At 58.2% G+C, this 6210-nt stretch carries 10 protein-coding genes and 1 pseudogene; 8 read left to right on the forward strand and 3 right to left on the reverse strand.

Going from position 1 to position 6210, the window contains the following annotated elements; all coding sequences use genetic code 11:
• The first annotated feature begins 43 nt into the window (after window positions 1-43).
• Window positions 44-478 (forward strand): YybH family protein, encoded by a 435-nt coding sequence (locus tag ACSQ3I_RS27145; protein ID WP_436004141.1) that lies wholly within the window; start codon window positions 44-46, stop codon window positions 476-478.
• Between the two features lie 4 nt (window positions 479-482).
• Here the strand turns inward: ACSQ3I_RS27145 and ACSQ3I_RS27150 are convergent, their stop codons facing one another.
• Complete coding sequence (locus ACSQ3I_RS27150; protein WP_436004143.1) at window positions 483-860, reverse strand: hypothetical protein; 378 nt, start codon at window positions 858-860, stop codon at window positions 483-485.
• Between the two features lie 86 nt (window positions 861-946).
• On the opposite strand from ACSQ3I_RS27150, the gene ACSQ3I_RS27155 reads away from it, so the two are divergent.
• The 5 genes from ACSQ3I_RS27155 (at window position 947) to ACSQ3I_RS27175 (ending at window position 3447) form a co-directional block, all read left to right on the forward strand.
• Window positions 947-1297, forward strand: a complete 351-nt coding sequence (locus tag ACSQ3I_RS27155; RefSeq protein ID WP_436004145.1) for an ethanolamine utilization protein — start codon at window positions 947-949, stop codon at window positions 1295-1297.
• Between the two features lie 58 nt (window positions 1298-1355).
• Window positions 1356-1520, forward strand: coding sequence for an NAD-dependent epimerase/dehydratase family protein (locus tag ACSQ3I_RS27160; RefSeq protein ID WP_436004146.1), 165 nt, complete (start codon window positions 1356-1358; stop codon window positions 1518-1520).
• A 29-nt stretch (window positions 1521-1549) separates the two neighbouring features.
• Window positions 1550-1969, forward strand: coding sequence for a GFA family protein (locus tag ACSQ3I_RS27165; RefSeq protein WP_436004148.1), 420 nt, complete (start codon window positions 1550-1552; stop codon window positions 1967-1969).
• 77 nt (window positions 1970-2046) lie between these two features.
• A complete protein-coding gene (locus tag ACSQ3I_RS27170; protein WP_436004150.1) occupies window positions 2047-2529 on the forward strand; it encodes a pyridoxamine 5'-phosphate oxidase family protein in 483 nt (160 codons plus the stop codon).
• A 465-nt stretch (window positions 2530-2994) separates the two neighbouring features.
• On the forward strand, window positions 2995-3447 hold the full coding sequence (locus tag ACSQ3I_RS27175) for a DUF892 family protein (protein ID WP_436004152.1): 453 nt from the start codon (window positions 2995-2997) through the stop codon (window positions 3445-3447).
• Window positions 3448-4158: 711 nt separating this feature from the next.
• Here ACSQ3I_RS27175 and ACSQ3I_RS27180 read toward each other — a convergent pair.
• On the reverse strand, window positions 4159-4773 hold the full coding sequence (locus tag ACSQ3I_RS27180) for an SDR family NAD(P)-dependent oxidoreductase (protein WP_436004158.1): 615 nt from the start codon (window positions 4771-4773) through the stop codon (window positions 4159-4161).
• Here ACSQ3I_RS27180 and ACSQ3I_RS27185 point away from each other — a divergent pair.
• Together ACSQ3I_RS27185 and ACSQ3I_RS27190 are read left to right on the forward strand one after the other, a co-directional pair.
• Window positions 4760-5107 (forward strand): DoxX family protein, encoded by a 348-nt coding sequence (locus ACSQ3I_RS27185; protein WP_436004154.1) that lies wholly within the window; start codon window positions 4760-4762, stop codon window positions 5105-5107. The two genes, ACSQ3I_RS27180 and ACSQ3I_RS27185, sit on opposite strands and share 14 nt — an antisense overlap.
• Window positions 5108-5219: 112 nt before the next feature.
• Window positions 5220-5792 (forward strand): annotated as a pseudogene (locus ACSQ3I_RS27190) (flavodoxin family protein); the annotation flags it as partial.
• A 211-nt stretch (window positions 5793-6003) separates the two neighbouring features.
• On the opposite strand, the gene ACSQ3I_RS27195 reads toward ACSQ3I_RS27190, so the two are convergent.
• Window positions 6004-6210 (reverse strand): hypothetical protein (locus tag ACSQ3I_RS27195; protein ID WP_436004156.1); only part of this gene is annotated, 207 nt, incomplete at its 5' end.

Consider the following 6210-nt stretch of genomic DNA (forward strand, 5'->3'; position numbering starts at 1 on the left):
CGATAGATGCTCTGAAACTGGAACGCCGATCGAGGAGAAAACCATGTCTGACCACTATGACGTGCTCGACGTTATAAGAAACCAGGATGCAGCGACTGCGCGGGGCGATGCAGCGGCCGTTGTAGCGCCGATTGACGACGGCGCAATCCTGTTCGATCTCCCTCCTCCTCTGCAGAACCAGGGTAATCCGGCCGAAGGCATTGAAGGCCTGAACGCCTGGTTCGAGATGTGGGAAGGGGGCGTCACCATCACCCTCGACAATCCCACCGTGATCGTCGACGGCGATCTTGCTGTCGTGTTCGGATTGAACCGCATGCAGGGTGTGAAAAAAGATGGCGGCCCGCTGGACGCTTGGAACCGCAGGACAGTCGTGCTTCACCGCCGCAACGGGCAGTGGAAGATCATCCACGAGCACAACAGCTATCCCATGGCCATGGATGGTACCGCACGGGCCATGACGGAGCTCAAACCGGAATAGCCGATCAGTCTCTCCGGACTTCCGACGGATCGGTACACGCGGATGCAGACGCCGGTTCTCCATCCTCACGCCAATAGTGGTCAATGATGTGCCTGCAGTTTCGTACAACACGTTCGCCGATATCCGGGTCTCCGCCCCGAAAAGTTTCCAGATCGCCTCCGCTCAACATCACGAAGGCGACCTGCTGAACGGTGAATGTGAAGTAATCCTTGCTGGTCGGCTCGAAGTCGAGCCCTGCATCCTTGAACTTTTGGGCCACCTCGGCGGGGGCGGCCTCAATGGCACTTGTGACCTTGTCGAGCATCGCGCGTTCCGCCGTCTCACGGATACTCAGGTACTGCCGTTGTTCAGGTGTCGGAATGGAACAGGCACGTTCGTTCACGCGTATCTCCAATTGTGGTTTCCTACATCCTGTGGGTGCGCATATCGATTTCCAGAGCCATCTCTCGAATATTGGAGGAAGTAGCGATGAAGGTCCAGAAATTCAGCGTCGAGGATGCAAACCTTGTTCGGTCACCGGGGCAGGATGCAGATATCTTTGTCGGAAATCTGGTCGACGAAAGAAACGGCGGTCCGATCACCATCGGCTATGGACGCTATGCTCCCAACCAGTCGCTGACCGAAACAATGGCCGTGGATGACGTTATGATCGTTCTCGACGGGCGCCTTGTGGTGTCGACGAGTTCAGGCTCCGTTTCGGCTGAGAGAGGTGACATTGTCTACATGCCAAAAGGCGAGGCGGTGACCATCACCACCGAAGGCGAGGGTGCGCTGACCGCCTATGTGACCTATCCGCATTGGGCCGAGGCACACGATTGACGCGGAACGGGGTTGGCCGGGCGACGGTCGGTGAAAAAGTTTCAAGTTGGAGGTCCCGATGTATGTTGTCCTGGGTGCAACCGGCCATATAGGCCGGCATGTCGTTCGAGAACTGAGTGAAATCGGTCATCGGGTCCTTGCGGTAACGCATAGCGACGCAAAGGCCTCACCGAGGGGCCTTGGGGCGTCGCTATTGATGTCGGCGATTTCGAAGCGCCGCTGAAAGAATGCGAGGAAATGAGGGAGTGATCAATGCGAAAAGGAAGCTGCCGGTGTGGCGCGTTGATTGTCTCCTGCATTGAGGAGCCGGTTCGGGTCTCGGTTTGCCATTGTCTCGAGTGTCAGAGACGAACGGGCAGTGCCTTCGGCGTTCAGGCACGTTTTAGTGAGTCGTCCGTATTCCTGGACGGGGAGCGTAGGGAATTCGAGCGTGTCGGCGACAGCGGCCAATGGGCGCGATATTCGTTCTGCCCGGCTTGTGGGTCTACCGTCGCTTACAGGAACGAGGATGCACCAGGCGTCATTGCCGTTCCTGTTGGGGCATTCGCGGATCCGGACTTCCCCGCGCCCGGGCGATCCATCTTCGAAGGCCGGAAGCACGAATGGGTGCGGTTGGAGAGAGACGGCATCCGCCACTTCCGCGACGGCCAGGTGAGGCAGGACGAGGAGTGATGGCGTACCGACGGAAATCTGTCGGAACCAGAGCTTCACTTACCTCGTTTTCCGCTCTTAACAAAGGAGCGAGATCAATGTCGACCAACGAAGATGACAACAGCAAAGTGTGGGATCTGGCCGAAAAGATCGGCTTCTGTATGCTGACGACCCAGTCCGGCACAGATCTCAAGGCCCGCCCGATGTCCGCCTATGCTGAAAGAATCGACAACGCCTTCTATTTCCTGACAGATGTTGCAAGCCACAAGGACGACGAAGTGTCTCGCCATCCGAACGTCTGCCTGGCATTCGCCGATAGCAAGGGCCAGAAGTATGTCTCGATCTCCGGGACGGCGGAAGTCCAGAACGACCGGGAGAAGATCCGCGATCTCTGGGCGACACCGGCCAAGGCCTGGTGGGATAGTGCCGACGACCCGTCGATCCGGATCCTGAAGGTCACGCCATCCTCAGCCGAATATTGGGATAGCCCAGGCACTGTCCTGAGCTACATTAAGATGGCCGCCGCCGCTGTCACCAGCGCTAGGCCTGAAATGGGCGACAATGCCAAGGTCCAGTTGTGAGGAACGACCAGATTGCGGGCCTCGCGAGCCCGCGTTTTCCTCGGCCGGCGTAGAGCATTGGTGTTTTCGTCGGTACCGTGTTTATGAAGTCTTCATGGAAGCACTCGTTCAGGGATGATGCACAAGCTCGGCCCTTTTGGCATCGCGCTCCTAGTGTTCCTTGAACACACTTTCCTCAGATCCCTTCGGAACTGATTATCTCCTTGTTCCTGCTAAGCGATGGCGCAAGCTACATCGCCTGCGCTGAGCTCTGCGTCGATGGGGGTTTGCGGCAAGATTAAATCCCGACACGCTTTACCCGATCTCACAGCGGTCGGCGAAAGCAAGCGTTGTCGATATCAGACCTATCGCCTCGGTGGCTGGCGTTGTTTCTTGTCTGATAGCGTACGCATGACACCCTTGGCGGAACATTTTTGTTGCATTTGTCATTGCCGCCTATCCCAAGCAACGAAAAGGAAAACGGGTATGGTCACGATGGTCGGCAATGAAGGTAGCATCGAAAAGCTTGTGAAGGATCTCCTGTATGTCGAACACGATGCCATCGCGGCATATGATTCCTGCATCGAACGGCTCGATGACAAGACGCTCAGCGCCAAGGTTGCCGAATTCAAGCAGGATCACCTGCAGCACGTTGCCACATTGACCGAGATGGCTCGCGAACTGGGCATCGACGCGCCGACGGAGGGCAACATGAAGCAGATGCTGACGACGGGCAAAATCGCGCTTGCCGACCTGATGGGCGACTCCGCCATTCTCAAGGCGATGAAGACGAACGAGGACGACACCGTCACGGCCTACGAGCGCGCGTCGCGCCATGAAGACGCCATTCCGGAGTCGAAAGCGTTTTTCATGAAAGCGCGTCAGGACGAGGAGCGCCATCGCGCCTGGATGAGCACGACTGCTGATACCCTGTCTTGAAACAGGCAGCCCGAGATAACATCTAGGGCTCACCACCGAAAAGCTTGACCAATTACTGCGACATGATCGTCGCCGCTGTCGGTCGCGCGGTGAAGAGGGCGCTCCGTCATGAGGACGTTGAGCGCCCTCTGTGTGTTCAATGGTAGGGTTCTAATGGTTGACCCGCTCCAAATGTTCGCCCGGCAACCGATGAAACATCGTGAGATGGGCCCGAAGAAAGTTTCGCTCCGGCGGGAAATGTTCGCGCCTGAGGCGGTCGAACGGTTCGAGGTTGCTCTCGTTAAGGCATGTAGTCAGGATGAGGGGCAGGCGGGTTTTCAATCCAGGCTCCCTTCCTGCAGGCCCGTAAACCACCGGGCATAGGGCGTGTTCTTGACCAGATGCCTATTGTAGTCGGGCTCACCGTCGGTCCACCAGAATGGGCCTCATTCGCCCAGCGCCGTCTTGGCATCATTCACCACCCGGCGTGCTCTCGCTATCGCAGTAGCATCTCCTTTTGCCGCTCGGATCGATCGCCGCGCCGACATGAGATCCTTGACCAAGCGTTGCTTCGTTGCTTCATTCAGCGCCGGATTGCTTCTGCGCCAAAGCCGGCCGCGAACGATAAAATATCGGCCATCTGGGGTTACTGGGTATTTGTCCGCTTCGGTTCGTGACGTCATCTGCGTGGCCCTTGCGCCGGCAGATGAGCTCGGTGCACCAGCACGTCCGCTACCACTGGATCGGATCTCCATCATAAGCGAAGAAACCACCGGACTGCGTCGAGTCAAGCTGTTCAATGACGCCCAAAAGGTTGCCGGCTGCATCATCCGGCGTCACCCTTCGGTGGCCTCGGGAGAAGGGCTCTGACAGTCGCGTCGCTACCGTTCCAGGATGAAGAGCTACCACGATCGCGTACGGGTGAGACCGGGCGATCTCCAGGGAGGCCGTTTTGACAATCTGGTTCTGGGCCGTCTTGGCCGCCCGGTAAGACATCCAGCCGCCAAGGCGATTGTCCCCGATCGACCCCACTCGCGCTGACAATGATGCGAAGACGGACCGTTTGTCTCGAGGCAGCAAAGGCACAAAATGCTTCAACAACAGCGCGGGGCCAATGGCATTGACCAAAAACTGCGCCGTCATCGCATCGACCGTAATTGCTTTGATCGTCTTCTCCGGAAGGGCACCATCGATGACGAGCGCACCAGTGGCATTTATGATGAGGTCGAACGCGCCGTGTCGATCTGCCATCGTGCATGCGGCGGCCGCAGCCGACTGCTCGTCGGTGATATCGAAGCCGTCTTCACTGCGGGAAAGTGTTGCGACACTTTCAATGTCTAACCTGATATCGTTCTCACTTGGTGACGCCGCGACACTCGCAACCGCTGCGGCGTTTCACTTAGGTAGCGTCGTCAACGCCACCGCTCGTAAGCCGATCCGCGATGAATTCGTCCGTTATGGATTTCCGTGGTGGTGGTGCTGGGTCACCGCCCTGCTTGAATTCGTGACGGCCGCTCTTCTTGTCGTTCGTCCGACATTCGCGTTCGGCGCTGCGCTTGGAATTTGCATCATGGTCGCCGCGATCTTCGCAGTCGTGCGAGTGCGTGACTTCCGCCATATCCCGCCGCCAGCGGCCTTTCTGCTGTTGCTCTTAATCGCAGTATTCGTTCAGGCCGCGTAGCCTCGACGGAAAAGCATCAGCCTCAACCACCATCAAAACAGAAAATTTCGAACCGCGCCACGTTCCGTCGGCGAGGCGCAAAACCACGGCCAAAGGAGCCGATCATGACCGCAACTCATCCTCCACCACCGTCGTCGTATACCATTCCGGCTACGGTCACACCCACCGCATGGCAGAGGCCGTCGCCGAAGGAGCCCGAGCCACGCTCCATGCTATCGACGCTGAGGGCAACCTCTCGGAAGACGGTTGGGCTGCTCTGGATGCCGCCGACGCCATCATCTTCGGCGCACCCACCTACATGGGCGGACCGAGCTGGCAGTTCAAGAAGTTCGCGGATGCCTCTTCCAAGCCGTGGTTTTCGGCGAATTGGCAGGACAAGGTTTTCGGCGGCTTCACGAACAGCGCCAGCCTCAACGGTGACAAGCTGAACACGCTGCAATACTTCGTTCTGCTCGCGGGGCAACATGGTGGCCTATGGGTAAGCCTGGGCATCAAGCCGTCGAACACCAAAGCGTCGCTGCGGGACGATGCAAACCGAATGGGATCATATATCGGCCCGATGGCGCAGTCGGATGCCGACGCGGCGCCAGAGGAGATGTCTGTCGGCGATCTCGAAATTGCGCGTCTCTATGGGGTGCGGGTTGCTGGCGTGGCCCGACAGCATAAGTCAACTGAGCAGCCATGATAGGTCATAGGTGAATGAGAACGCCCTTCCGCGTTTCGGCGCGGAAGGTTCTGGCCTGCAGCACGAGTTCCGCTTCGGTCATGGCGCAAAAGATTTGATTATCGGTGCCAGCAGGACCCAGTGGCCTCTCGCCCGGTTGACCGCGGCCAGCTTGAACGCGGAAGATAGCCGCCTGTTAGGGCGGCTTCAATATCCATGGAGAAGGCTCGGGCTACCCGCGGCCGCGAAGCAAAGCAGCCGCCATTTGGGGAAGACTGTTCGCCTGTGAAAGAATCTGCCGCGCCATGCTAGTCCGAATATCGCCGAGCGCGAGATTTGCAGCGTCGACGTCAGCGCTTTGGACCGTGGTGGGGGTGTATAGGCCAAGATCGGTTTCCGCACGCTTGGATATTTTGGCAGCAACCTCACCCTGGAACGA

This window comes from Rhizobium sp. LjRoot30, from assembly GCF_964253915.1.
Lineage (GTDB): Bacteria > Pseudomonadota > Alphaproteobacteria > Rhizobiales > Rhizobiaceae > Metarhizobium.

Coding starts and splice junctions, on each gene's coding strand:
- ACSQ3I_RS27145 (WP_436004141.1), top strand. CDS start 44: ATGTCTGACCACTATGACGTGCTCGACGTTATAAGAAACCAGGATGCA.
- ACSQ3I_RS27155 (WP_436004145.1), top strand. CDS start 947: ATGAAGGTCCAGAAATTCAGCGTCGAGGATGCAAACCTTGTTCGGTCA.
- ACSQ3I_RS27160 (WP_436004146.1), top strand. CDS start 1,356: ATGTATGTTGTCCTGGGTGCAACCGGCCATATAGGCCGGCATGTCGTT.
- ACSQ3I_RS27165 (WP_436004148.1), top strand. CDS start 1,550: ATGCGAAAAGGAAGCTGCCGGTGTGGCGCGTTGATTGTCTCCTGCATT.
- ACSQ3I_RS27170 (WP_436004150.1), top strand. CDS start 2,047: ATGTCGACCAACGAAGATGACAACAGCAAAGTGTGGGATCTGGCCGAA.
- ACSQ3I_RS27175 (WP_436004152.1), top strand. CDS start 2,995: ATGGTCACGATGGTCGGCAATGAAGGTAGCATCGAAAAGCTTGTGAAG.
- ACSQ3I_RS27185 (WP_436004154.1), top strand. CDS start 4,760: ATGTCTAACCTGATATCGTTCTCACTTGGTGACGCCGCGACACTCGCA.